This window comes from Streptomyces sp. NPDC051320, assembly GCF_040682175.1.
Classification (GTDB): domain Bacteria; phylum Actinomycetota; class Actinomycetes; order Streptomycetales; family Streptomycetaceae; genus Streptomyces.
On record NZ_JBFBAL010000005.1, the window covers coordinates 308,793 to 334,461 of the forward strand.

The following is a 25,669-nucleotide window of genomic DNA, read 5'->3' on the forward strand; positions in this document are numbered from 1 at the left end:
CCAAAAGGAAACTCGTGAATCTGCTGCTGCTCTCCAACTCCACCCAGTACGGCCGCGGTTATCTGGAACACGCCCTCGACACCGTCGCCGCGTTCCTGCCCTCCGGGGCCCGACTGGCCTTCGTCCCGTACGCTCTCGCCGACCACACCACGTACACCGCACGCGTGCGCGACGCCCTCGCGCCGTCCGGCATCAGTGTCCGCGGCGTCCATGAGAACACCGACCCGGTCGCGGAACTCGCCGCGTCCGACGCCGTGTTCATCGGCGGCGGCAACTCCTTCCGGCTGCTGAGCGCTCTGTACCGGACCGGTCTGCGCGACGCCCTGACCGAAGCTGTCCGGGGCGGGCTGCCATACATGGGGGCCAGCGCCGGGACGAACATGGCAGCACCCACCCTCCGTACCACCAACGACATGCCCATCGTGCAGCCGCCGTCGTTCGAGACACTCGGCCTCGTCCCGTTCCAGATCAACCCGCACTATCTGGACCCGGACCCGGAGAGCACCCACAAGGGCGAGACCCGCGCGGAGCGGCTCACCGAGTTCCTGGAGGAGAACGACGTGCCGGTACTCGGCCTGCGCGAAGGGTCATGGCTGCGGGTCGACGGCCGCCAGGCCCGGGTGCAGGGCGCCCGCCCCGCCCGGCTGTTCAACCGCGGCGCACAGCCGCAGGAGCTTCCGGTGGGGTCGGACGTCTCTCATCTGCTCACGACGACACCGCGGTTCGACGCCCCGGTGCGTTGATCGTCGAGCGCCGGGACGAGGGCCGGCAGCAGCCCGGTCGGCACACCGGTTCACCTGCTCGTCGACCGTGCTGCAGGTCGTTCAGCCGCCGCCTGAGCCCGAGCCGTGGAGCGCCGCGATGTCTTGGGACGTCGCCCACCGGCTGTAGGTGGGCGATTGAGGCCAGCCCTCGGGCGAGTCCTGCCATCGCTCCTGCCGTCCGTACGGCAGGACGTCGATCAGCGCGAAGGTGTGACTGAGCTGCTCGGTTCCCCGGCCGTTGGTGTGCCAGGTGCGGTAGACGGTGTCGCCGTCGCGCAGGAAGACGTTGACCGCGAATCCTCCGTCCGGCGGTGCGCCGACGTCGGCGCCGAATGAGCTGTTGGCAGTCGAGTACCACGTCATCCGGTTGCCGACCCGCTGCTTGTAGGCAAGTGCCTCTTTGATCGGGCCCGGGGTGACGACGACGAAGCGCGCATCGTAGTTGTCCAGGAAGGCCAGGCGGGTGTACTGCGAGGTGAAGCCCGTGCAGCCCGGGCACTGCCATTCCTTGTCGGCGAACCACATGTGGTTGTAGACGATCAGTTGCCTCTTGCCTTCGAAGACGTCCGCCAGTCGAACGGCGCCGTCCTCGCCCTCCAGGGTGTAGTCGGGCATCTCGACCATCGGAAGACGACGACGCTCGGCGGCGATGGCGTCAAGCTCCCGCGTCGCGGCCTTCTCCCGGGCGCGCAGGTCCTCGAGCCGGCGTTCCCAGGTTGCGGCGTCGACGACGGGCGGTAGTGCGTGGGTGGTCATGGTCCCTCACAGAGCTCGTGCGCAGCTTTTGCTTGTGCAGAGACAGACCGCCCCGGGCCCCGGAACTCATCGGTCGCCTGGTGGGACAGGTGCCTGGCCGTTGTACAGGGCTGCCCCGATCACCGGGCTGCCGCAGGTATGGCTTCGACATCACTTCTGGGAGTCCAGAACAGGGCGGGACACCGGTTCAGGGCCGGTCGCGGCGGGACCGCCGTCCGTACGCGCCTGACTGCGGGCACGGTAGGCACGGATTCCGTACGCGCCCAGCACCACCGCGAGTGTCAGCACGCTGGCGGCGAAGTCGGAGCGGGTGGACGGCAGGACCGCCATCGTGATGATGACCACGGCCATCGCGCCGATGGTGAACCAGCTCAAATAGGGGAAGCACCACATCTTCAGCGTGAGCGACCCCGGGTCCTCGCGCTCCAGCCGCCGCCGCAATCGCACTTGGGAGAGGGCGACCAGGAGATAGACGAAGAGCGCGACCGCCCCGTAGGAGTGGACGATGAAGGAGAAAACGGCGTCCGGCGAGACATACGCGATGATCACCGACACATAGCCGAGCACCGTCGCGAGCAGGATCGCGCGCCGGGGTACGCCCCGCTTGCTGAGCTTGGTCAGGCTGCGCGGCGCGTCGTTGTTCCCGGTCAGGGCGAACACGATCCGGGAGGCGCTGTAGAGGCCGGCGTTGAGCGAGGAGAGCACCGCGACCAGGATCAGCACGCGCATGAGGTTGCCGGCGCCGGAGATCCCGATGTGCTGCAGCGTCGCGACGTACGGGCCCTGCGCCACCGACGGGTCGTTCCACGGCACGATCGCGATGACGAGGAAGATCGAGCCCACGTAGAACATCAGGACGCGCAGCACGACCGAGCGGGTCGCCCTGGCGACACTGCGCTGCGGGTTCTTGGACTCGGCGGCGGCCAGCGCGGCGATCTCGGCGCCGGTGAAGAAGCCGACTGCCGGAATCACGGCGGTGAGCACCGCGCCGACGCCGTGCGGGGCGAAACCGTGGTGCTGGGTCAGATTGCTGACGTCGGCATGGGCTCCGGGCCACAGACCGAGGACGAAGACCAGGCCGACGACGAGGAAGACGGTGATGGCGGCGACCTTGATCGAGGAGAACCAGTACTCGAACTCCCCGAACGAACGCACCGAGAACATGTTGACCCCGGTGAGCAGCACCATCAGGCAGAGGCTGACCACCCACAGAGGGACCGCGGGCAGCCAGGCATGGATCTGGTTGGCGCCCGCCACCGCTTCCAGAGCGACCACGTTGACCCAGAAGTACCAGTAGAGCCAGCCGATGGTGAAGCCGCCCCAGTTGCCCAGGGCGAGCCGGGCGTACGCGTAGAAGGAGCCGACCGCCGGCCGGGCCACCGCCATCTCGCCCAGCATCCGCATGACGAGGATGACAAGCCCGCCGGCCAGCAGAAACGCGATGATCGCGGCCGGCCCGGTCTCGTCGATCACCACTCCGCTGCCGACGAAGAGCCCTGCTCCGATCACCCCGCCCAGCGCGATCAGGGTCATGTGCCGCTGTTTGAGTTCGCTCCGGAGTCCGGCCCCTCCGGTCTCTTCGCGTCCGATCTCGCCGGACCCGTTGTTCTCTGCCACGGGGACCCCTTATGTCGGAAAGTGCGTGGAGCTGCCGTCGAGAAATCAGCAGTGCCCGGAATGTTGGCTGAAAAGTGGATGCATGAGGAAGATCCAGGACGGGCCGCTGACCCGGTACCAGTCCCTGGGTTCCGGTCCCACCGCCGGTTCCACCGGAATCTCCGCAGCGTATTCACGCGTATTCACGCGTATTCACGAGGGGAACGGGGGTGGAATTCCGGTCAGGGGCGGTGAAGGCGTACGCGGGTGCACAGCGGGGCAGCCGGTGCGGGGAGGAGGACCGTTTCTCCCGCCGCACCGGCATACGGCTGCTTCCCGTCAGCCGGTGACGCTCTTCTGGACATCGCCGGCCATCACGTCGACCGCCGCGAGCAACTCGTCGAGCACCTCACGGTCGGCCACCAGGGGCGGCGAGATCATCAGCATCGTCGCGCCGCGATCGTCCGGTCGCAGGATCACCCCGGTCTTCCTGAACGCCTGCGGGAGCACCTCACGCAGCACCTTCTGCGCCTGCTCCGGGCTGAGTTCGCGCCCTGTGTCACGGTCTGCGGTCAGCTCGACCGCGTAGAAGAAGCCCATGCCCCGTACGTCCTTGACGACGCGGTGGCGCCGCTTGATCTCGTCGAGGCCGGCGCGGAGTTCGGGCCCGAGGTTGCTGACGTTGTCCAGGACCTTCTCGTCCCGCATCGCGGTGATGTTGGCGACCGCGACGGCGGTGGACACCGGGTGCCCGCCCCAGGTGGCGCCGTGGGTGAACGTTCCGCCGCCGGGAGCCTCGTAGAGCCCGCGGACCAGCGGCTCACGGGCGATCATGCCGCCGAGCGGGGCGTAGCCGGAAGTGGAGCCCTTCGCGAAGGTGATCATGTCCGGCACCACGCCGAAATAGCCGCTGCCGAACCAGTGACCCAGCCGCCCGAAGGAGCAGATGACCTCGTCGGCGACGAGCAGGACCCCGTACCGGTCGCAGATCCGGCGCAGTTCGCGCCAGTATCCGTCCGGCGGGACGAGCGCGCCGCGCCCGTTCTGCACCGGCTCGGCGAAGACGGCCGCGACGGTCTCGGGGCCCTCTTCGAGAATGGCGGCCTCGATCGCCCGCACGCAATCCAGCTCGTCGGCAGGTCCACAGTCGCCGGTGTGGCCGAGCGTGTTGGGCACATGCCGGATGCCGGGCAGCAGCGGCAGGAACGGATCGCGAATCTTGGGAAGGCCGGTGACCGACAGGGCGCCCAGGGTGACGCCGTGGTAGGACATGTCACGGCTGATGATCTTCGTACGCTCGGAGTGGCCCTGGCTGCGGTGATACTGCCGGGCGAACTTGATCGCCGTTTCGACGGCCTCCGAGCCGGAGTTCACGAACCACGTGACCTCCAGGTCCCCGGGGGCGAGTTCTGCGATCAGGCTCGCCGCTTCCACAGCAGGCGGGTGCGCGGCGCCCCAGTTGGTCGAATAGGCCAGCGTCTCCATCTGCCGGGTGGCGGCTGTGACGATGTCCCCGCGGCTGTGACCCATGTTCACACAGAACAGGCCCGCCAGACCGTCGAGGAAGCGCCGGCCCTGTTCGTCGTACAGATAGCATCCCTCGCCCCGAACGAAGACCGGCAGCTCGTCGCTCCGCCAGACATCCTGGCGGGTGAAGTGCTGCCCCAGATGGCGCTGCGCCCTGGCACGGAACGCGGACTCGGTGGTCACGATTGATCTCCCCTCCTGGCCCGGCAGCCGCCGGGCGAGTGGTGTGCGGTGGACTGCGGATGTGCTTGGATGCGGCGGCAGTTGAGCCGGCCCGTCGATGCCGCCCGGACGAGTGCCGCGGCGGCCTAGACGAGCGCCTGTTCGGCTTCGACGTACTTGAGACCGTGCGCCTCGGCCACCGGGCGATAGGTGACCTGGCCGCCCACGATGTTGATGCCGCGCCCGATGGCGGCGTCCGACTCCGCGGCGGCGGCGATCCCGTTGTTCGCGATGTTCAGAACGTACGGAAGCGTGACATTGGTCAGCGCGTAGGTGGAGGTGTTCGGCACCGCGCCCGGCATGTTCGCGACGCAGTAGAAGACCGAGCCGTGCACGCGGTAGACGGGATCTGCGTGGGTGGTCGCCCGGGAGTCCTCGAAGCAGCCGCCCTGGTCGATGGCGATGTCGACGAGGACCGACCCCGGCTTCATGCGCGAAACCAGGTCGTTGGAGACCAGCCTCGGCGCCCTGGCGCCCGGGATCAGCACCGCGCCGATGACGAGATCGGCATCCAGAACCGCCGCCTCGACCTCGTACGCGTTGGAGGCGACGGTGGTGATCCGGCCCCCGTACATCCGGTCGGCGGCCCGTAGCTTGTCGATGTTCTTGTCGAGCAGCACCACGTCGGCCCACATACCGGTAGCCACTGCCACCGCGTTCATCCCCGACACCCCGGCGCCGATCACGACGACCTTGGCGGGCCTGGTCCCTGAGACGCCTCCCATGAGTACGCCACGCCCACCCGCCGCCCGGGTGAGGTGGTGGGCGCCGGCCTGCGGCGCCAGTCGACCGGCTACCTCGGACATCGGGAAGAGCAGCGGCAGCGAGCCGTCGACCGGCTGCACCGTCTCGTACGCCACCCCGGTGATCCCGGATTCCAGCATCGCCTCCGTGCACTCCCTGGAGGCCGCCAGATGCAGGTAGGTGAACAGCGTCTGGTCGGCGCGCATGCGGTGGTATTCCTCCGCGACGGGCTCCTTGACCTTCAGTACCAGCGCTGAATCCGCCCAGACCTCATCGGCGGTCGGCGCGATCGTGGCGCCCGCCCGGACGTAGTCGGCGTCCGCGATCGACGAGCCGGTGCCGGCATCCTTCTCGACCTTGACGGTGTGACCGGCCCGGACCAGCTCATGGACGCCGGGGGGAGTGATGGCCACCCGGTATTCGTGGTTCTTGACCTCGCGCGGAATCCCGATCTTCACGACGATCTCCCCTCGGTGATGCGGGGCGCTTGCGGCTCGTGCCGGAGCGCTGGAGCCGTGCCGGGGCAGGCCCGGAACGGCTGACCCGCAATGCGGACGGGTGCCCCGGCGGGGCACACCGTGCTGAATGCACCACCAGACTGCCGACCGGCTGGTCCGGGGGAAAGCGCCAGTTCTGCGCAGTCCGACGGGTCCAGCCCGGAAGCGGGATCCCGGCATCTCGCCCGCTTCGACCTCTGGAGTAAAGGCTGTTCCACGGCTACGCTGCCGGTCAGCTGGTACCCCCGAGCAGCCCGGAAGCGGCCTGCCGGATGGGGACAGCGGAGTACCGCGCCCGGGGCCCGGCCCGGTGGGCCGCGCGCGGCCCACGTCATCCGCAGGAGGCGCGTATGCCACGTACATTGATCGAAATCGACCGGACGTCGGGGGAGCCGCTCTACCGGCAGATCCGCAAAGCGCTCGAACACGGCATCGCCGTCGGAACCATCGACGCCGAGCGGAGGCTGCCTTCATCGCGGGAGCTGGCCCGGGAGCTGAGCCTGTCCCGCAACACCGTCAACGCGGCCTACCAGGAGCTGGTCGCCGAGGGGTTCGTGGAGAGCCGCGAACGGCAGGGCATCTTCGTCAACCGCGAGATGCGCCCCTACTGCGCGGTGGAGGTGCGCCCGCCGGCCGAGCGCTTCGACTGGGGGGCGCGGCTGCGCGGTCACCCCGAGGACCGGCTGCCGCACATCGAGAAGCTGCCCGACTGGGCCGACTACCCGTACCCCTTCCTCGCCGGGCAGGTGGACCTGCGGGCCTTCCCCGCCCGCGACTGGTCCAGAGCGCTCAACGAGGCCCTCTACCAGCCGCACGCCCAGTACAGTCTCCAGGACAGCATCGCCGCCGACGACCCGCTGCTGGTCGAGATGCTCTGCCGCCAACTACTGCCCGCCCGCGGGGTGGAGGCCGCGCCGGACGAGGTCCTGGTCACCGTGGGATCCCAGCAGGGGCTGGACCTGCTGAGCCGGGCCCTGCTGGGAACGGGCTCGACCGTGGCCGTGGAGGACCCCGGCTATCTGGACGCCAGACACATCTTCGTACGGGCCGGGGCCCGGCTGCTCCCGCTGCCGGTCACCTCCGCCGGGGTGGTCCCGCCGGCCGGTCTGGCCGGGGTGGATCTGCTGCATGTGACGCCGTCCCACCACCATCCGACCAACGTCACGCTGAGTATCGGACGGCGCAGGGAGCTTCTTTCGCTGGTGCGGGAAAGCGGCACGGTCATCGTCGAGGATGACTACGACAGCGAGTTCCGTTACCAGGGCAGCCCGACCCCCGCGCTGAAGGGGCTGGACAGCACCGGCCAGGTCGTCTATCTGGGGACGTTCTCGAAGTTTCTGGCACCCGGACTGCGCATGGGGTACATGGTGGCCTCCCGCGAACTCATCAGGGAACTACGTGACTTGCGGCGCTACTCCGTACGGCATCCGTCCGGGCACATCCAGCGCGCCCTCGCGCTGCTCATCCAGTCGGGCGAGTACCACCGCGCCGTCCGCCGCTACCGGGGCCAGCTGATGCGCAAGTGGGAGGCCATGACCGCTGCCGTCAACACCCACCTGCCCTGGCACACCGCGCCGTCGCAGGGCGGGGTGAGCCTGTGGATGACCGGGCCACGCGAACTGGACTGCCGCAAACTGGTGGAGCTGGCCCAGCGGCGCGGCGTGCTCATCGAGCGCGGCGACATCTACTTCCTCTCGGGGCAGCCGCCACTGAACCACTTCCGGATCGGCTTCGCGGCTCCACAGGTACCCGCGATCGACCCGGGCATCAGCATTCTGGGCGGGCTGGTGGAGAGGATGCTGGCGGCGGCTTAGGCGGCGCTTGCCGGGGGCGGATCACTGCCGATCAGGCCGAGAATCTCCCGGAACACCCCGTTGTCCGGGCCTCGCGAGAGGTCCAGGACGCGGGAACGGCGGTAGTACGGGCTCAGATCGAGACCCAGCCCGACCCCGTAGACCTCTACCGCGCCGGACTGCTCGTACCGCGCCACCATGTCCTGGAGATGCCGGTCGAGAAAGTACCGGTCGTTGGTGAGCTGTGTCGCGGTGTCCATCGGGCCACCGTCCGAGAGCACGAACAGCAGCCGTCGGCTACCGGGGCCACGCTCCGCCGCTGTGCCCGCGGTGCGGCGGGCCGCCCAGGCTACTGCTTCGCCGTCCACACCCTCACGGAAGAGGTCCGGTTTCAGCAGCGCGGCGATGTCCCGGCGGGCGGTGCGCCACGGGGTTGCGGCGTCCTTGAACACCAGGTGGCACTGTTCGTTGAGCCGCCCGGGTCGCGGCGGCCGTCCGGCGCGCAGCCAGTCGCGCCGGGCCCGTCCGCCGTTCCAGGCTCGGGTGGTGAAGCCCAGAACCTCGCACTCGGCCCCGGCCCGGTCCAGTGCCCTGGCGAACACATCGACCAGCAGGGCGAGCGCTTCGCCGTACTCCTTCATGGAGCCCGAGCAGTCGATCAGGAACGTCACCCTCGCATCGGTCGCCGTTTCGGTCCGCTCGGCCCTGAACACCCGCCGTTCGGTCGGGGATCCGATCAGCCGGGCCAGCATGCGGCCGTCGATGTACCCCTCCTCCTGCGCGCCGTCCCAGCCCCGGGTCGTGGGCGACGCGAGCCGCGCCGCCAACTCCCGCGTGATTGCGGACAGGTTGACGCCCTGCGAGGCGATCCGGCGATCGAGACGCTCGCGGTAACCGGTCAGCGCCGCGGGGCGCACCAGAGTGCCCGCACGCCACTGCCGGTCGTAGACGGTGGTGAAGACGCGGTAACCGTCGTCCTCGCCGGTGTCCGTGCCGTGGAGCGCGGCGGCGCTGCCTCCCGGGCCGTCATCGAACTCCGTCAGCAGGGTGAATCCGTTGCGTGCGGGAGCGGGCCGTGCGTCGTCGCACTCCGCGCGGCCCCGGCGGGCGGGCGCCCCGGCGGAAGCCGTCATCCCCGCCACGGCACGGGCGATCGTCAGGGCATGCACGGCGAATCGGGCCTGTTCCGAGCGGTCTTGACGCAGCCCCGCCAGCTCATGGCCGATCACCGGGGCCAGGGCGCCGCGGGTGGCCTCGATGACCCCCTCGGTTTCCTCGACGACCGGGCGTCCGGTGATTCTGGCCCGGCACACCTGCGCGACCGTGTGGAGGAGAAGGCCGCTTGCTGTTTCGGTCAGCCCCGACTGGTGGAAGGCGAGCGACCACTGCTCGTGGCGATGCTGCAGGTTGTGCTCCATCCCGGGCAGGTGCGCCGGCGCCAGCGACTCGACCCGGAACTGCTCCAGCATCTCGAAGACCAGCCGCGCCGTCCGGTCGTCCGGGCACAGCCGCAGGTGCAGTTCCTGGTCGGAGTGGGCCAGACGCAGCGCCAGGCCGTCCGCCGCGCCCCGGAAGGAGCCGAAGTCGTCCTGCGCGGAGGGATACAGATGCGGTGCGAACACCGGGAGCGCCTGCCGCCCGCGGTGCGGCCGCCCGCCGCGGAAGTGCAGGTCCGGGACACCGCACAGGGCGCGGACCGCTGCCCCGCACAGCTCCTGGACCTGCTGCCGGTTGCGGGCCGCGGCCTGGGTACCGCCCACCTCAGGCGCCCCGGACCGGCTCGCCGACGAGCGGGCTGTGACCGGACACCCGTTCCGGCTGCTCGGGCTCCCTGCCGAAGCAGCGCTGGAAGTACTCGGCCACGACGGGGCGTTCGCCCTCGTCGCAGCGGTTGAGGAAGGACAGCCGGAACGCCGCGGCGCAGTCGCCGAATATTTCGGCGTTCTCCGCCCACGTAATGACCGTACGGGGAGACATCAGCGTCGACAGATCGCCCGCGCGGAACCCCGCACGCGTCAGCGCGGCGACCGCCACCATCGCGGTCACCAGCTCGCGTCCCGCCTCGTCGGCGAACGCGGGGACGCGTGCCCGTACGATGGCCGCTTCCTCGTCGGCGGGCAGGTAGTTGAGGGCCGCCACGATGTTCCAGCGGTCGATCTGGGCGTGGTTGAGGCGCTGCGCCCCGTGGTAGAGCCCGTTGAGGTTGCCCAGACCCACCGTGTTCGCCGTGGCGAACAGCCGGAACTGCGGGTGCGGGCGCAGCACCGCGTTCTGGTCGAGCAGGGTGAATCTGCCCTCCCGTTCCAGCAGCCGCTGGATGATGAACATGACGTCCGGGCGCCCCGCGTCGTACTCGTCGAGGATCAGGGCGACCGGCCGGCGCAGCGCCCACGGGATGATCCCTTCCTGGAAGGCGGTCACCTGGCGGCCTTCGCGCAGCACCACCGCGTCCTTTCCGACGAGGTCGAGGCGGCTGAGGTGGCCGTCCAGGTTGACGCGTACGCAGGGCCAGTTGAGCCGGGCAGCTACCTGCTCGATATGGGTGGACTTGCCGGTGCCGTGCAGTCCCTGGACCAGCACCCGCCGGTTGTGTGTGAAGCCGGCCAGCAGAGCCAGGGTCACATCGGGGTTGAACCGGTAGGCGGGATCGGTCTCGGGCACGTGCTCGGACGGCGCGGAGAATGCGGGGACCGTGAGGGGTGATTCGATGCCGAACACGTCCTTCACGGCCAGCCTGACGTCCGGTGCGGACGTCGGAGGAGCGGGCTCGGCCTCCGCCGCGCCGTCGGTGTGGCCCGCGGTCGCGGTACAGGTCGTCATGGGGAATTCCCTTCATCAGGGGGAGTCGGTGCCGCCGTCCGGCGTTCCCTCCGCCTCGATGCGGCTGATCGCCGCAGCGGCGCGCTGGAGCGCGGGCAGGACCTGCAGGGCCTTGTCGGCGGTGAGCCGTACGGCGGGTGCCTGCACGGCGACGCACAGGTTGGAACGGGTGCCCGCGGTGGGCACGAGGACGGCCACGCACACCAGACCGGGCAGAAACTCCTCGTCGTCCAGCGAGAATCCGTCTCGGCGCACGCGCCGGAACTCCTCCTCCAGAGCTTCGAGATCGGTCACTGTGTTGGGGGTGCACTGCTTGAGCGGCGCGTGGGCGAGCAGCTTGCGCCGCTGCGCCGGGAGCATTTGGGAGAGGATCATCTTGCCGCTGGCCGAGCAGTGGGCGGGCACCCGGGAACCGGGCCGCAAATAGAAGCGCAGCGGCTCGGGGGTCTCCACCCGGTCGAGATAGACGATCTCGTTGCCCGAGAGCGTGGTGATGTTGCAGCTCTCGCCGAGCTCGTCCACCAGACTGCGCAGCACCGCGTGGCGTGCACCGTGATGGGTGGCGTTGAGCAGCAGGTTCTCGGCGAGCCGCCGCAGCCTCGATCCGGTGCCGTAGTGCCTGCCGTCGCTCTGGCGAATGAGCAGGCCCGCGCTCTCCAACTGCTGCAACATGCGGTGCAGCGTCGGTTTGGGCATGCCGGTCTCCTCGACCAGGCCCTGGAGTGAGACCAACTGGTCCTTCGAAGCGATCAGTTCGAGCAGCGCGAAGAGCCGCATGGTCGGCGTGTCGCCGTTCAGTGCGGCGGAGTCGGGTTCTCGAGACAGGTCCACGGTAGCTCCAGGTAGATCCAAATTCCGGAAACTAGCGTATCAGGTATCGATTTTCGGAACATCCCGTTGACGGAGCGAGGTAGGACTCCTATGGTCCACTCAGATCCTGATTTCAGGAACGCCACGTACCGATTCTTTAAGAGATCCGGTGTGCTGAAGGAGTGGAACCATGAGCGAGAACCCCGCGGACACCAGCCGTACTGTCGCCGCAGGCCCGCAGCGGATGACCCCGTCGGAGGCGTTCGTCGAGACGCTGGTGGCCAATGACGTCACCGACATCTTCGGCATCATGGGCTCGGCGTTCATGGACGCCATGGACATCTTCGCGCCGGCCGGTATCCGCCTGGTGCCGGTCGTCCACGAGCAGGGCGCCGCCCACATGGCCGACGGGTACGCCCGGGTCAGCGGCCGGCACGGTGTCGTCATCGGCCAGAACGGCCCGGGCATCAGCAACTGTGTCACCGCCATCGCGGCCGCGTACTGGGCGCACAGCCCCGTCGTCATCGTGACCCCGGAGACCGGCACCATGGGCATGGGCCTGGGCGGCTTCCAGGAGGCCAACCAGCTGCCGATGTTCCAGGAGTTCACCAAGTACCAGGCCCACGTGAACAATCCGAACCGCATGGCCGAGTTCACCGGCCGCGCCTTCGACCGGGCCATGTCCGAGATCGGCCCGACCCAGCTGAACATCCCGCGCGACTACTTCTACGGTGACATCAACACCGAGATCCCGCGGCCGAACCGGCTGGATCGCGGCGCCGGCGGTGAGAAGAGCCTGAACGAGGCCGCCGAACTGCTGGCCACCGCCGAATTCCCGGTCATCATTTCGGGCGGCGGCGTCGTCATGGCCGACGGGGTCGACCAGTGCAAAGCACTCGCCGAGCGGCTCGGCGCCCCGGTCGTCAACAGTTATCTGCACAACGACTCGTTCCCGGCGAGTCACCCGCAGTGGTGCGGACCGCTGGGCTACCAGGGCTCCAAGGCGGCGATGAAGCTGATCGCGCAGGCCGACGTCGTGGTCGCGCTGGGGTCCCGCCTCGGTCCGTTCGGCACTTTGCCGCAGCACGGCATGGACTACTGGCCGAAGAACGCGAAGATCATCCAGATCGACGCCGACCACAAGATGCTCGGCCTGGTCAAGAAGATCACGGTCGGTATCTGCGGCGACGCTCGGGACGCTGCCGCCGCTCTCACCGAACGACTCACCGGCCGGACCCTGGACTGCGACGCCACACGCGAGCGGCGTGCCGCCACCATGAAGGCCGAACAGGACGCGTGGGAGGAAGAACTCAGCGCCTGGACCCACGAGAAGGACCCGTTCAGCCTCGACATGATCGCCGAGCAGGAGGAAGAGGAGGGCGACTGGCTGCACCCGCGCGAAGTGCTGCGGGAGCTGGAGCGCGCCATGCCGCCCCGCGTCATGGTTTCCACCGACATCGGCAACATCAACTCCGTCGCCAACAGCTATCTGCGCTTCGAGGAGCCCCGCTCCTTCTTCGCGCCGATGAGCTTCGGCAACTGCGGCTACGCCCTGCCGACCATCATCGGAGCCAAGGCCGCAGCCATGGACCGCCCGGCCATCTCCTATGCGGGAGACGGCGCCTGGGGCATGAGCATGGGCGAGATCATGACCGCCGTACGGCACGACATCCCCGTCACTGCCGTCGTCTTCCACAACCGCCAGTGGGGCGCGGAGAAGAAGAACCAGGTCGACTTCTACAACCGGCGGTTCATCGCGGGAGAGCTGGAGAACGAAAGCTTCGCCGCCATCGCCGAGGCCATGGGCGCCGACGGCATCGTCGTGGAGAAGCTGTCCGATGTCGGTCCGGCCCTGCAGAAGGCCGTCGACGCCCAGATGAACGAGGGCAGGACCACGGTCATCGAAATCATGTGCACCCGTGAGCTCGGCGACCCGTTCCGCCGCGACGCGCTGTCCAAGCCGGTGCGCTACCTGGAGAAGTACCAGGACTACGTCTGAGGGACTCCGGCCGGCGGGCGCTCGCGCCCTCACGTCCGGCTGCGACTGCGGAGGTCCCGGCCCCGGCTGCCCTGCCAGGGGCCAGGGCCTCCGCACCGGTGGCCGTGCGCGCCCCTCACGCGCACGGCGCCTTTCCGGAATCCGGGCGCCACGGCCCGTGCACCGACCCCGGTCCGCCCACGTCAAGGGAACTGCCCCATGCTCATCGACCCGCTCGCCCCGGCGCGGCCCCCTGCAGGACCGGCCGGAGCCGCTGTGCAGCACCTGCGCGACACCTGGGCACAGCGGCTGCGGCCTGCCCCCCGCCGCCCCCGCGTCGCCCTGGCCGAAGGAACCGACCCACGGGCGCTCTGGGCCGCGGTCCACCTCGCCGAACAGCACGCCGTCACCCCGGTACTGGTCGGCGACCCGGCACACATCCGCGCGGGTGCGGCCGAACTCGGCCTGAAGCTGCCCGACGACCCCGACCGGCTCGACCTTCTCGACCCGGCAGCGCTGGCTGCCGACGACCGCTGCGCCGGCACCCTCGCGGACGCGCTGTCCTCCCGGCGCGGTCTCGCACTCGCCGGACGGCGCGCGCTCGCCGCCGATCCCCTCTACCTCACCGCGACAGCGCTGCGCCTGGGGGACATCGACGCGTGTGTCGCCGGCAGCAACCGCCCCACCGCAGACGTACTGCGGGCCGGACTGCACGTCGTCGGCCTCGCCCCCGGTATCCGCACCCTCTCCAGCAGCTTCCTGATGGTGATGCCCGACGGCGCCCTGCTCGGCTATGGCGACTGCGCGGTCGTCGTCGACCCGACCAGTAGAGAACTCGCCGACATCGCCCTGGCCACCGCCGTCACCTACCGGGCCCTCACCGGCGAGCCACCCCGGGTGGCGCTGCTGTCCTTCAGCACCAAGGGCAGCGCCTCCCACCCGCAGGTGGACCGGGTGCGCGAGGCTCTGAGCCTGGTCCGTGCCACCTCACCGGACCTCGTCGTCGACGGCGAGCTGCAGTACGACGCGGCGGCTGTCCCTGCGATCGGCCGGTCCAAGGCGCCCGCATCGGACGTCGCAGGCCGAGCCAACACCTTTATCTTCCCCGGCCTCGCCGTGGGCAACATCAGCTACAAGATCGCCCAGTGGGCCGGCGGAGCCGCCGCCGTCGGCCCACTGCTCCAGGGTCTTGCCGCACCCCTGCACGACCTTTCGCGCGGCTGCACCGGATCGGACATCGCGGCCCTCGCCCTGGCAGCCGCCCTGCAGGCGGACATCGTCCGCAGCAACCAAGCACCGGAGGAAGCACCGTGCCCCTGACACCCTCTGCCTCTGCTCATCACACCGCTCCCCGGACTGCTCAGCGCATGGGGTCCCGCGACGAAATCAGCCTCGCCGTCATCGACATGGCCGGTACCACGGTCACCGATGCGGGCGCCGTGGAGGACGCCTTCGTCCAGGCCCTTGCCCCATGGACAGCGGAAGGCAGTGAACCCCACGCCCGCATGATGGACCACGTCCGTGCCACCATGGGCGAGTCCAAGATCTCCGTGTTCCGTCATCTTCTCGGTGCACCGGACGACGCGGGCCGGGCGAACGACATCTTCGAGCGAGCCTACGCAGAACTCGTCGCCGCCGGCCGCTGCACACCGATCCCCGGAGCGCGGGAGACCATCGAAGCCCTCAGGGCGTCCGGCGTCGCCGTCGTCCTCAACACGGGATTCTCGCCCCGGACCCGCGACGGCCTGCTGGCATCCCTCGGCTGGCTGGACCTCGCCGACGAGGTGCTCTCGCCGGCCGACGCCGGTCGCGGCCGACCGCACCCCGACATGGTGCTCACCGCCGTCCTGCGCACCAGGACGCCCTCCGTCCACCACACCGTCGTCGTCGGCGACACTCCGTACGACGTCGAGGCGGGCCTGCGCGCCGGAGCGGGTCTGGTGGTCGCCGTCCTGACCGGAGCCCACACGGAGCTCCAACTGCGGGCCGCCGGAGCCCACTACGTCATCGACTCCATCCGTCGTCTCCCGGACGTCCTGCGCGGCAGCTGAGCCGTGCACCCCAGGGTGTGGGGTGGGGGGAGGGGCGGGGGCCGGAACGGGTGGGTGTACCGGTTCCGGCCCTCGTCAGAACCTGAGTCCTGCTGTTCCTGGAGGGGGCGGCCGTCCCAGGGACTCAGGTGGTTGGGGTGGTGTGTGGTCGGTTGGGCGGGTTAGTAGGCGGAGTTGACGTTGTCCATCGAGCCGTATTTGTCGGCGGCGTAGTTGGCGGCGGCGACGATGTTGGCGACGGGGTCGGTGAGGCTGTTTTTGGTGCCCTTGACGTGGTAGGTGTCGAAGGTGGGCTGGATGACTTGGAGGAGGCCCTTGGAGGGGATGCCGTTGCGGGCGTTGACGTCCCAGTTGTTCTGGGCGTGGGGGTTGCCGCTGGACTCGCGCATGATGTTGCGGTAGAGGCCCTGGTAGCTGCCGGGGATGTGTTTGGCTTTCATGATGGCCAGCGACTCGCGGATCCAGCCGTCGAGGTTGTTGCTGTACTTCTTGCTCTTGACGATCTCGGCGACGGTGTCGGCGTGTTCGGCGCCGGGGGCTTTCTTCGCCGGGGAGTGCTGGGCGGCCTTCTCGGCGTGGTCGGGCTGCTGGGCGGTGTGGGCGGCGGCGATGGCGGAGATTGACACAGGTGCGGTGTGGGCGCGCTCGGTGGCGTGGGCCGGGTGCGGGGCCAGGGACAGCGCGCAGGCGGCGGCGCCGGAAGCGGCGATGCAGGCCAGGGAGGTCTTGCGGGGGTTCAGGATGCGGCGGGTGGTGGCAGTCATGGGGGTACCTCTCCAGGGGGACGTCGTGGGGAGGCCGACTGGGGGGTCGGCGACACGGGTGTGGCGCTGGGGCCGTGGTGCGTGTCGTGGGGCCGGTGTCTGGATGACGGGCGGTGTGTTCCGCCCGGTCCGGCGCTCGGCTCCCCGGTATGTCCAACACCTTGCGAGAGGGTCTGGGCTGCTGGCAATGGTGTGACCTACGACCCCAGATAGTGACAAAACGGACAGGGGGTGGGGGAGGCCGTGTGACAGGGGGGAAAGCCCGGCCGTCCGTCTACTAGGGGCGGTCCTGTGTGACGCGGACCCTATGCCCGAGCTCACAAACCCCCGCCCTCGCACCCCCGATTTCCCACTGCGCGTCACACCCCGAACACAGCAACGCCCCGCCCCGCGCTTCGGTGCATACTCGTGCGGTCGGTTGCGGCGATGGCTGCATCAGGCGCGGCGGTGGCTGCGGCAGATACCCATCGCCGGGTCGTCCGGGTACGGGCTCGACACACCGGGACGTTCACGAGCGACGCAATGGGCCGGGGTGCTCGTAGGCTCATGCCGTGTTTCTGGCACGCCCTTGTTCTACGCCTTGCCGCCGTGCGGTTCGGCTGGGGCCTGCCCAACGGTTTGGACTGGCAACCACGCTCCCGGCTCGCCGCGCTCACCCCTGGCGGGAGGCGGCAGCGCGACCGACCCTGAGCGCCCCCCTACGCCCGCAGGCGGGCGAAACCCGCGAAGGAACCACATGGCGAACAGCGTAGGGACAGTGCTCACCGGCCTTGACGACCTCCGCGCCGGCGTGGAGGACTTCTATAAGGACCTTCACGCCCACCCGGAACTCGGCCTGCGGGAGCACCGCACGGCCGGGAAGGTCGCCGGGGCCCTGCGGGAGTGCGGTTATGAGGTGACCGAGGGCATCGGCACCACCGGTGTCATCGGTGTGCTCACCCGGGGAGACGGCCCGACGGTGATGCTCCGGGCGGACATGGACGCGCTGCCGGTGCGGGAGAACACCGGTCTGCCGTACGCCTCCACGGTCACCGTCACCGACAGGGACGGAGTCGAGCAGCCGGTCATGCACGCCTGCGGTCACGATGTGCACGTCGCATGCCTGGTCGGCTTCGCGCAGCTCATGGCCAAGAGCCGTGACGCCTGGCGGGGAACGGTGGTCGCGCTGTTCCAGCCCTCGGAGGAGAACGGCGACGGGGCCCGGGCCATGATCGAGGACGGTCTGACCAGCATGGTTCCTCGGCCCGACATCGTACTTGCGCAGCACGTGCTGCCCTACCCCGCGGGATACGTCGCGACCCGCACCGGGTCCTTCCTGTCGGCTGCCGACAGCCTGCGCATCACTCTGCACGGGCGGGGGGCCCACGGTTCGTCCCCGCAGGCAGCCGTCGACCCGGTGGTCATGGCAGCGATGTGCGTCGTCCGTCTGCAGACGGTGATCTCCCGCGAACTGGCGGCCACCACCCCCGCTGTCCTTACGGTCGGCAGCATCCAGTCGGGTACGGGCCCGAATGTCATCCCCGACCGCGCTGTGCTCCAGTTGAACGTACGTACGTACGATCCGGCCGTCCGCAAGCAGGTACTTGCCTCGATCAAGCGGATCGTACGGGCCGAGGCCGCAGGGGGAGACGCCCCCAAGGAGCCGGAATTCGAGCACCTGTCGTCGTTCCCGCCCACGATCAACGACCAGGATGCCACCGACACCGTTGCCCGGGCTTTCGCCGCCTGCTTCGGTGATGAGGCGCGCACGGCCGAACTGCAGACGGCCAGCGAGGACATGAGCGAGATTCCTCATGCCTTCGGCGCCCCGTTCACCTACTGGTGCATCGGCGGCATCGATTCCGGCCTCTACGACGCCGCGCAGAAGAAGGGCACCATTTCCCAGGACATCCCGGTCAACCACAGCCCCGCCTTCGCCCCGGTGATGCAGCCCACCCTCGATACCGGCATCAAAACCCTCGTCGCGGCCGCACTCGCCTGGCTCGCACCTGAAGAAACGAGTCCAGAGGCTCAGAACTTCTGACCGGGGGAGTGGCCCGAGGAGTGACCCGGCCGAGGCAGTGGTGTGTTGATGACGATCCGTGAGCTGCGAACGAGCCGCTGCTGCCCAAGGTCGGCGCCGACCGGTGAAGCCGATGTGTGTTCATGAATGCTTCGCATCGGGTGTGGTCGAAGCCTGGCGGCCGGGCAGACGTGGCCACTATCTCTGTTTCGGGGTTCTTCCGGCTGGAAGTACCGCGCCGTCAACCCCTACCTGGCAAGGAGCCGCATCACCATGACCCGTAACACCGATCCCCAGCCGTCCCCCTCAGGCCCCTCGCGCCGCCTGTTCCTGGGAAGCATTTCGCTGAGCGTGCTCGCTGCAGCCGTGCCGCTGGCGGGCGCCTCACCGGCTTCCGCGGCAACTTCCCGCTACAGGGATTTCCCGGTGGGAGACACCTGGCACGACACCAGCGGAAACCGGATACAGGCCCACGGTGGCGGCTATCTGAAAGTCGGCGCCCACTACTACTGGGTCGGTGAAGACAAGAGCGACAATAGCTCCCGCTTCTCCAAGCTCGCGCTGTACCGCTCCACCGACCTGCTCAACTGGACCTTCGTCAACCACATCCTGACCAAGGACAGTGCCGCAGCGCTGAACTCCTGCACGGTGGAACGCCCAAAGCTCATCTACCACGCGGCTGCCCGCAAGTACGTCCTGTGGGCACACTGGGAAGACGGACAGGACTACAGCGCCTCGCACCTCATGGTGGCCACCTGCGACACCATCGGAGGCGACTACGTCTTCCAACGGCATTTCCGTCCCGGCGCCGGCAGCATCGCCTCCACCAGCGTCGACCCCACCTATACCGGCACAGACGGCCTGTACGGCTACGGATCACGCGACTTCACGGTCTACGAGGGCCCCGACTCCCGCGCCGCCTACCTGGTCTCCACCCAGAACAGCACCGACATGCGCGTGTACAGACTCACCGAGAACTACCAGGACGTCGACTGGGCCAACTCCTACACGCTGTTCGCCGGCAAGCGGCGCGAAGCGCCGGCCATGGTGAAGGTGCACGACCACTATTTCCTGCTGACCTCCGCTCAGTCCGGCTGGTACCCCAATCAGTGCATGTTCGCGTACACCAAGGATCCCGGCGACCCCAACGGATGGTCGGAGCTCGCGCCGGTGGCCAACAACACCACGTTCTACAGCCAGCCCGCGAACATTCTCACCGTCCCCACGAAGACAGGCCCCGACCGCTACATCTACATGGGTGACCGGTGGAACCCGGCAGCGCTGGGGAGCTCCGCCTACGTCTGGCTTCCGCTGTCGTTCACCGACGCGAACGGCCAGAGCCCCCAAGCGTCGATGCAGTACCTCCCGAGCTGGTCGGTCAATCTCTCAACCGGCGCCATCAAAGCCCCGAACAACACCCTGCTCTCGCAAGGCCGACCCGTCACTGCAACCGCGAGTGATGACACTCACGCGGGCACCGTCGCAAACGACGGAAACTTCTTCAACCTCAACACCACAGGCGACAGTTCCTCGTACTTCCAACCGGCCGCAGTTCCCTTCGCCTGGACAGCCGACCTGGGATCGGCTCATAGCCTGAGTCGCATCGACATCAGCTGGCGCTCCTACAACGGATCCGAAACCTACTGCGGTTACACGGTCTCAGGCAGCGCCGACGGCACCAATTGGACAACGCTGACGGACCGTTCGAGCAACACCACAGTCGGCTTCACCAGCGACAGCCTTCACGGCACCTACCGGTACGTACGCTTGAGCGTTTCCAAGGTCATCAACGACCACAACGGCAATTCCGCCACATGGGCGGCGGGACTGGTGGAGGTCCAGATCTACTCCTGAGGCCCCTGGGCACCAGTCCAGAACCAAAGAGTGCCGCCGCGGCCGCCGGCGGAGCGCAGTGTGCGCCGGTTTCCGCAGGCGGCCGCAGGCAGAGGCTGTCTGTGTCCTTCCTCAGTAGGTGACGGTGAGGGGGGCATGGACGCTGCGCTGCGGGACCGTGATAGTCAAAGTCCCGGTACGGTCGTCCCAGTGGTATGCCTTCGGCGAAAGCCGAGTCCCGGAAACGGCTACCTTGCTGGGTGCCTCGGTTCCCAAGAGTGAAAGCGTCCACTGGCGTTTCTTGACCTGGCCGCGGAAGGAACCCCTCACCGGGCTGATCGACACCGTGTGGTGCGATCCGGTTTGCCCGTAGCGGATGGTTGTCGTGGCGCTCTGACTCTTTCGTGTCGTGGTCCCGTTGTCCTCGTAGAGGCTGTACGAGCCCGAGGCGCCGGTGGCGATGGTCAGGGTGACGTCGGTCAGGGGATTCCGGTCGTTGTCCGTGACGTCGTGGGTGCGGGTGGGCAGGATGCCGCCCGCCTTGATGAACACCGGCATTGAGTTGAGGTCGGTGGTGACGTCGTGGGTGGTTCCGCCGGTGTAGCTCTTGCCGGTGAAGTAGTCGGTCCACTGGCCGGGCGGGAACCACACCGAAGTGGTGGCGGAGTCACCGGGCGTGGTCACCGGGGCGACCAGCACGTCGGAGCCGTAGAAATACTCGCTGTTCGCGACAGCGTACGCCTGCGGCTCGTTGGGGTATTCCAGGTAGGTGGGGCGGACGACAGGCACACCGGTACGGTGCGCTTCCTCAGCGAGGGAATACGTGTAAGGCACCAGGTTTTCACGGAGGTTGAGGAAGGTGTCGGCTGACTTCCGCGCCGCGGTCCCGTACTGCCAGGGCAGCCGGTCGCTGTGGTTGCTGTGCAAGCGGTCGATCGGCTGGAAGGCTCCGAACTGGACCCAGCGAGCGTACAGGTCATCCGGCAGCTTGGACGTTGTGCGGGAGGTGTCGCCGTCGGTGTACGTCTCCGAACCGGTCAGTCCCGTCGTGTCGTTGTGGCCACCGATGTCATGCGTGATGGCGGACATCCCGGTCGCGGCGGACTCGCCCGGGGTGTAGCCGACCTCCAGCTTGAGCGTGCCCCAGGTGGAGGATGTGTCACCGGTGAAGTGGACGGTGGTGCGTTTGTCCGCCCACGGACCGGTCGGCAATGCCTGTTGGCCGCTGTAACCGCCGGCCTGCAGTGAGCCGTAGGCCCTGGAGAGGACGAATCCCCGGTCGTTGGCCGAGGCGTACTGCTGGTTGATCCATGCGTCCGGGGTTACGCCCGGCAGCGACGATTGCGACGCGTCGCAGCACCAGTCCAGCCACCAGAAGTCGTTGCCCTGCTGGTCCATGGTCCGGTGCAGGTCCATGTACGCCTTGAGCTGGTCAGGGTCACCGAAGTCGAAGGTGTAGCAGTTGTCCTGGACGTTGGCGCCCGAGGCGCAGCCTCCCTTGGTCAGTTTGCCCTTGGCGGTGGCCTGAGCCTGGGCGAACTGTGGATCGGAGGCGAGGATGCTGGGATGCACGTTGAGTGTGTTGTGCATTCCCTGGGCGGCCGACCAGTCGAAGAAGCTTGGGGGATCGGGGAACTTGGCGGGATCCATTTCCCAGCCGCTCCAGGAATTCACGGCCTTGAAGTCCGTATCGGTTACCAGGACGTCCAGGGGGACGCCCTCGGACCGGAACGCCGGGAGGATCTTGTTCTTGTAGTCCGCCGCGGTGCGGTCGATGTACTCCGAGTACCAGACGCCGTAAGCCCACTGAGGCAGCAACGCCGGTGGCCCCGTCAAGGTGGCCAGGTCCGTCAGTCCCTGCTCGTAATCGTGTCCGAAACCGAAGACATAGCCGTCCTGGTACGGTGCGCCGCTGTGGCCGGAGCGCTGGGTGACCTTTTTCGCCGCGGTGTCGTAAAGAGCCGATGGCGTGTCGTCCAGCAGATACCATCCGTCCTTGTTGAGCAGGCCCGGCGTGGTCACGAGAGGGGCATTGCCGGTCACTCCGTCCAAGCCCCGGCGATACCCGCCGAGGGGGAGGTGCGGCGGGGGTGCGTCCGACTTCGGGCCGGTCACGGAGAGGGTGTCCGCATTGACGTGACAGCTCGCCGTGTCGGGGCAGCTGAGGCTGATGTCATTGGCACCTGCCTTGAGGGCCACCGGCATCGAGGCTGTCTGCCAGTCGTCCCAGTCCTTTGTGGCGGGAAACGTCAGGGCGTCGGTCGCGCCGTCTGTGCTGACAGTGGCCGTGCGCGTCTGGTGCCGGCCGTCGCTGCCTGCGCCATTGGCATAACGCACTCGCAGGGTGTAGTCGCCGTCGGCGGGAACATCGACCACATGGGTCGACAAGCTCGATCCCTGGTTGAGCTCGGCAACGAAGCCCTTGCCGGCGTATCCCGCATGGTCCGTTGCACTGGCTGCCGTGCCGCCGATCCGCGCCGCCTCCGCCTCGCAGCTCACGCCGAAACGGCAGTCCGGGATCGCTGTTGTCGAGACAGGCGGGTACGGGTCGCCCGGCCGGACGAGCGCCAGGCTGTCGAGGTTGACGTCACCGGAGTCCGAGGCGGTCCGGGTCAGGGCGATGGTGTGATGACCCGCGCTGAGCTGGAGACTCTTGGTGACCAGATTCCATGTGTCCCAGTTCGCCGTGGTCGGCAGACTCACTGTCTGCTGCCCGCCGCCGTCCACGGTCAGGGTCAGGGTGCGGGTATCGGTCTTTCCGTCGCCGCCGAGGGAGTTCGCGTACCGCAGGCCGAGTTGGTAGCTCCCGCCGTCGCTGACATCGATGTCAGAGGACACCGAACTGCCGGTGCCTTCGAAGCCCGCCGCGAAGCCGCTTCCGGTATGGCCACCGTGGTCCGAGGCCAAGGAGACCCCGTTGAGCTGCAGATCCTCGGCCTCGCACAACGCGCCGAGCGCGCAGGTCAGGCGCTGCCAGGGGGCGGCCGTCACCGGTGAGCTGCCGGCGGCCAGTTGCAGGGAGAAGTTTTTGGCGTCGAACGGCCCGGAGCCGACTCGGTAGCGCAGGGTCATGGCGCTCGTCTTGATGGTGAGCCAGCCGTCGGACGTCGTAGAGCTGTAAGAAGCCGGTGTGAACCCGTCGCGACCGATCGCGTTGAACGTCGGTTGATCGGTGAACTCATGATCCCCCGCGTACTCGGTGCGGATGAGGGTGGGCGACAGAATCTCGAAGCGGGCGTCCCCCGACGAAACGGTCGGAATCCGGTCACTCCGCGGACCTCCAGCTGCCGAGGAACCGGTGTTGCCCAGTGACATCGCCGCGGCCGTGGCAAGGGCAACGGCGACCCCCACCTGCCGCTGCGTTGATCGTTGCCGGCGTCTCGGTGTCATGACTGGCATAAGCACTCCGTTCTCCTGTCGGCCGGGCGGCTTGTCCGTCCTGCGAGGGAAGGTCCCGGCGACCGAGGGCCCGCTCGCAGTGGCGGTGCTGAGTCGCGCTGTTCTCTGGAAGCAAGGTCCGGCGGCCATTTCAACGTTGGAAATTGCGCACTCAGCATGAGAGCACGTCGTCTCGCACGGTGTCCATAGAGGTGTCGAAGAACGCCCCTCACACGGGAGTTGACGTCTCGCACGGGACGCCGACACCGGGTCTGTCACATGAGCCACTGCCGCCGGCAGCACTCGGCCCCCCGCATCACGACGAGGCGGAGCACTCAGGCCCGGACTGACCCACAGCACTCGTTGCGTGCCGGAAGCCTTCGGGTGGTCGGGGAAGGTTGAGCACAGGGTCGCGGGCGTTCAGGGCCTCGCGGACGGCGGGGATGGAGCCCTTTGAGCTGACGGCGCGGTTGTCCGGCGTTTGCTCCAACGTCCTTGGCGCACGAAGAAGCGGCGCGGCGCAGTCGTCAGCCCTCTGTACGCGCTGTGCGACCTGTAGGAACGAGAGGTGCAGACACGCTCCAGGCCGACTGCCCCGGGCTTGATCCGGTGCCGGGCGAGCGCCCGGGTGGCAGCGGTAGGACGTCGCGACCGGCCGCCCGCTCCAGCGAGACCTTTCTCCTGCGGCCGGGCTGCTGTCATGCGACCGGGAAGGGATCCGGGCTGGTGCGGCGGGCGTTGTCCAGGGGGCCGCGGGCGGCCGCGCTGCTGGGGGCGATGACCTTGAAGGCTGTCCCCAGCGCCCGGGCTCGGCGGTGGGCGCGAACCAGCGCGGGTACCGCGCAGCAGGGACAGACGACGCTACAGGCGCTCAGGTCCACGACAAGGCCCTTCGCCCCGCGATTGAGGAAGATCAGCAGCTGGTCGCGCACCTGTGGGGCCTCACGGCAACCGAACGCCTCCAGCCGCAGGCGAACGATGCCTCCCTTGGTCCGTACGTGGTGAAGAGTGAGGTTCTTGTTGCGCATGACACGCTCCTCCCACCCGCACTGCAGGGGTCCGGGATCAGCAGGCTGGGATCCACCGCCGATTATCCCAGGTGTCATCCAGGACCGCAGGTCAGCCGGGAGCCGGCGCCGGTTGGACAAGGGCGGCTTACGGTGTGGTGAGGAACTGCTCGAGGGCGCGTGCGATGCCGGCAGCGATGGCCTGTTGGCCGGTTCGGCTGTGGGCGATGCTCCCTTCGGCCGGGTTGCTGATGAACAGCGGTTCGACGAGCGCGCCGGGCATGGCTGAGGGGTGGTCGTTGTAGCCCTGCTTGCGCGGCCCGAGGATGATCAGGTGGCCGTAGGCGGCGGCTTCCGATGTCAGCGTGCTGCCGCCGGTGCTGTTGCTGGTGGCCGCTCGATCGGACACGTGCCAGCCGTGGGCCGCCAGGGCCGCGACGATGTCGCGTTGCAGCAGACCGGCGAGTGTCCGGCTCCGGGCGGAGAACGACCGGTCGGCGTCGAAGAAGGTGATGGCGCCACCGGTACTCGCATAGCCGTCCAAGTTGAAGTGGACTGACACGAGCGCGGCGGCGCCGGCGAGGTTCGCACACCGGGCGCGAGCGACCAGGTCCTTGCGTTCGCCACTGGTCGACATGACACTTCCGGACAGGTCGCTGCCGGAAAGGCGAGCGACCGCGCTGTCCCCGGTGCGGGAGACCACCACCCGATAACCGTCAGCACGCAGGAGCTGTGTGGTGTCCAGCACCGTGGCGAGGGTCTCGGTCTTCTCGTCGATCCGCCGGCCCGTAGTGGTCACGCCCTGGCCGCCCGGATCGGGGCCGCCGTGTCCGGCGTCGAGGAAGACGGTGCGATGCCGGTTGCCCGAGGTGGGTGCGAATACCACGCACGCGCCGGGAGCGAACGCGGCAGGATCCAGCGCGGTGCGCGGGGGCACACCCGTCGATGACGCGTGCCGGTGTGCGGCGACGCGGCGGCTCTCTGTCGTGGCGGTGATGAGCACGGCCACGGCAGCACCGACACCGAGGGCGGCGGTGCTCAGCCCTATGATGCGTATCGCTCGCCTCCGCACGACGCCCGCCCCGACGTCCGGGTCATCCTCGGATATGGGCGGCGGAGTGGGATCG

Annotated in this window: 18 protein-coding genes; 7 read left to right on the top strand and 11 right to left on the bottom strand. The window is 68.5% G+C overall.

Annotation, left to right across the window (positions count from 1 at the left end):
- Positions 1-14: 14 nt before the first annotated feature.
- Positions 15-743, top strand: coding sequence for a dipeptidase PepE (gene pepE / locus AB0M87_RS14150; protein ID WP_365852420.1), 729 nt, complete (start codon positions 15-17; stop codon positions 741-743).
- Between the two features lie 81 nt (positions 744-824).
- Here the strand turns inward: pepE and AB0M87_RS14155 are convergent, their stop codons facing one another.
- The 4 genes from AB0M87_RS14155 to ald form a co-directional block, all read right to left on the bottom strand.
- Positions 825-1,520, bottom strand: a complete 696-nt coding sequence (locus AB0M87_RS14155; protein WP_365852422.1) for a DUF899 family protein — start codon at positions 1,518-1,520, stop codon at positions 825-827.
- Between the two features lie 150 nt (positions 1,521-1,670).
- Positions 1,671-3,137, bottom strand: a complete 1,467-nt coding sequence (locus AB0M87_RS14160; RefSeq protein ID WP_365852424.1) for an amino acid permease — start codon at positions 3,135-3,137, stop codon at positions 1,671-1,673.
- A gap of 318 nt (positions 3,138-3,455) precedes the next feature.
- Positions 3,456-4,826: an aspartate aminotransferase family protein gene (locus AB0M87_RS14165; RefSeq protein ID WP_365852426.1), complete on the bottom strand. Its 1,371-nt coding sequence runs from the start codon at positions 4,824-4,826 to the stop codon at positions 3,456-3,458.
- Between the two features lie 125 nt (positions 4,827-4,951).
- Positions 4,952-6,067, bottom strand: a complete 1,116-nt coding sequence (gene ald / locus AB0M87_RS14170; RefSeq protein WP_365852428.1) for an alanine dehydrogenase — start codon at positions 6,065-6,067, stop codon at positions 4,952-4,954.
- A gap of 389 nt (positions 6,068-6,456) precedes the next feature.
- Between ald and AB0M87_RS14175 the strand changes: the two genes are divergently transcribed.
- Complete coding sequence (locus AB0M87_RS14175) at positions 6,457-7,920, top strand: PLP-dependent aminotransferase family protein (RefSeq protein ID WP_365852430.1); 1,464 nt, start codon at positions 6,457-6,459, stop codon at positions 7,918-7,920.
- Here AB0M87_RS14175 and AB0M87_RS14180 read toward each other — a convergent pair.
- Genes AB0M87_RS14180 through AB0M87_RS14190 form a run of 3 tightly spaced genes read right to left on the bottom strand, consistent with a single transcriptional unit; the run spans position 7,917 to position 11,550 of the window.
- Positions 7,917-9,659, bottom strand: coding sequence for a cobalt chelatase (locus AB0M87_RS14180; RefSeq protein WP_365852432.1), 1,743 nt, complete (start codon positions 9,657-9,659; stop codon positions 7,917-7,919). The genes AB0M87_RS14175 and AB0M87_RS14180 overlap by 4 nt on opposite strands.
- 1 nt (position 9,660) lies before the next feature.
- Positions 9,661-10,719: an AAA family ATPase gene (locus AB0M87_RS14185; RefSeq protein ID WP_365852434.1), complete on the bottom strand. Its 1,059-nt coding sequence runs from the start codon at positions 10,717-10,719 to the stop codon at positions 9,661-9,663.
- A gap of 15 nt (positions 10,720-10,734) precedes the next feature.
- Entirely contained in the window at positions 10,735-11,550 is an 816-nt protein-coding gene (locus AB0M87_RS14190; RefSeq protein WP_365852436.1) for an IclR family transcriptional regulator, read from the bottom strand.
- Between the two features lie 169 nt (positions 11,551-11,719).
- Between AB0M87_RS14190 and xsc the strand changes: the two genes are divergently transcribed.
- The 3 genes from xsc (at position 11,720) to AB0M87_RS14205 (ending at position 15,558) form a co-directional block, all read left to right on the top strand.
- Complete coding sequence (xsc, locus tag AB0M87_RS14195) at positions 11,720-13,528, top strand: sulfoacetaldehyde acetyltransferase (protein WP_365852438.1); 1,809 nt, start codon at positions 11,720-11,722, stop codon at positions 13,526-13,528.
- 198 nt (positions 13,529-13,726) lie between these two features.
- Entirely contained in the window at positions 13,727-14,827 is a 1,101-nt protein-coding gene (locus AB0M87_RS14200) for a phosphate acyltransferase (RefSeq protein ID WP_365852440.1), read from the top strand.
- A 47-nt stretch (positions 14,828-14,874) separates the two neighbouring features.
- Positions 14,875-15,558, top strand: a complete 684-nt coding sequence (locus tag AB0M87_RS14205) for an HAD-IA family hydrolase (RefSeq protein WP_365852442.1) — start codon at positions 14,875-14,877, stop codon at positions 15,556-15,558.
- 161 nt (positions 15,559-15,719) lie between these two features.
- Here AB0M87_RS14205 and AB0M87_RS14210 read toward each other — a convergent pair whose 3' ends face one another.
- Entirely contained in the window at positions 15,720-16,322 is a 603-nt protein-coding gene (locus tag AB0M87_RS14210; protein ID WP_365852444.1) for a transglycosylase SLT domain-containing protein, read from the bottom strand.
- Between the two features lie 736 nt (positions 16,323-17,058).
- On the opposite strand from AB0M87_RS14210, the gene AB0M87_RS14215 reads away from it, so the two are divergent.
- Entirely contained in the window at positions 17,059-18,345 is a 1,287-nt protein-coding gene (locus AB0M87_RS14215) for a M20 family metallopeptidase (protein WP_365852446.1), read from the top strand.
- A 252-nt stretch (positions 18,346-18,597) separates the two neighbouring features.
- Positions 18,598-20,178, top strand: a complete 1,581-nt coding sequence (locus AB0M87_RS14220; RefSeq protein ID WP_365852449.1) for a family 43 glycosylhydrolase — start codon at positions 18,598-18,600, stop codon at positions 20,176-20,178.
- Positions 20,179-20,289: 111 nt separating this feature from the next.
- Here the strand turns inward: AB0M87_RS14220 and AB0M87_RS14225 are convergent, their stop codons facing one another.
- The 3 genes from AB0M87_RS14225 to AB0M87_RS14235 all read right to left on the bottom strand — a co-directional run bounded on the left by AB0M87_RS14225 (position 20,290) and on the right by AB0M87_RS14235 (position 25,551).
- A complete protein-coding gene (locus AB0M87_RS14225) occupies positions 20,290-23,472 on the bottom strand; it encodes a TIM-barrel domain-containing protein (protein ID WP_365852687.1) in 3,183 nt (1,060 codons plus the stop codon).
- 761 nt (positions 23,473-24,233) lie between these two features.
- Complete coding sequence (locus AB0M87_RS14230; RefSeq protein ID WP_365852451.1) at positions 24,234-24,563, bottom strand: STAS domain-containing protein; 330 nt, start codon at positions 24,561-24,563, stop codon at positions 24,234-24,236.
- A gap of 127 nt (positions 24,564-24,690) precedes the next feature.
- On the bottom strand, positions 24,691-25,551 hold the full coding sequence (locus AB0M87_RS14235) for an N-acetylmuramoyl-L-alanine amidase (protein ID WP_365852453.1): 861 nt from the start codon (positions 25,549-25,551) through the stop codon (positions 24,691-24,693).
- Between the last annotated feature and the right edge of the window lie 118 nt (positions 25,552-25,669).